Annotated in this window: 1 protein-coding gene; it reads right to left on the bottom strand. The window is 65.9% G+C overall.

Annotated elements, in window-relative coordinates:
- Window positions 1–970: lipoyl synthase (lipA, locus tag CXQ90_RS21640; protein ID WP_258064707.1), on the bottom strand; the 970-nt coding region annotated here is incomplete at both ends.

Here is a 970-nt window from a genome sequence, read left to right as displayed (position 1 = left end):
CGGGTGCTGCCGGAGCTTTCGATGTGTGCCAGTTCGGCCGGGATTTCCCAGCCCTTCTTGCGCATCGCGGTGGCCCAGAGCCGGCCGGCCCGGTAAGAGGACCGGACCAGGGGCCCGGACATGACGCCCAGGAAGCCGATCTCGTTCGCCTCGTTCTGCAGGTCCACGAATTCCTGGGGCTTGACCCAGCGGTCCACCGGCAGGTGCCGTTCGGACGGGCGCAGGTACTGGGTGATGGTGATCAGGTCACAGCCGGCCTCGTGCAGGTCCCGGAGGGCCTCAGAGATTTCCGCGCGGGTCTCGCCCATGCCCAGGATCAGGTTGGACTTGGTGACCATGCCCAGGTTCCGGCCCTGCGTGATGACGTCCAGGGACCGGTCGTAGCGGAACGCGGGGCGGATGCGCTTGAAGATCCGCGGCACGGTCTCGACGTTGTGGGCGAAGACCTCGGGCTTGGAATCGCAGATCGCCTCGATGTGCTCGGGCTTGCCGGAGAAGTCCGGGATCAACAGCTCGACGCCGGTGCCCGGGTTCAGCTCGTGGATCTTGCGGACCGTTTCGGCGTAGAGCCAGACGCCCTCGTCGGCGAGGTCGTCCCGGGCCACGCCCGTGACGGTGGCGTAGCGCAGCTGCATCGCCTGCACGGAGCGGGCAACCTTGGTCGGTTCGAATCGGTCCACCGGGGAAGGCCTGCCGGTGTCGATCTGGCAAAAGTCGCAGCGCCGGGTGCATTCGGAGCCGCCGATCAGGAACGTCGCTTCCTTGTCTTCCCAGCACTCAAAGATGTTGGGGCAGCCGGCCTCCTCACACACGGTGTGGAGGCCCTCCTTCTTGACAAGGTTCTTGAGCTGGACGAACTCCGGGCCCATCTGGACCTTGGCCTTGATCCATTCCGGCTTACGCTCCACCGGGGTGGCCGCATTGCGCTGCTCAATGCGCAGCATCTTCCGGCCTTCTGGTGCCAGTGTCA

The organism is Arthrobacter sp. ZGTC131, from assembly GCF_002929275.1.
Classification (GTDB): domain Bacteria; phylum Actinomycetota; class Actinomycetes; order Actinomycetales; family Micrococcaceae; genus Arthrobacter.
The sequence above is the reverse complement of the archived record's forward strand: the minus strand, read 5'-3'. Positions and strand labels throughout refer to the sequence as shown.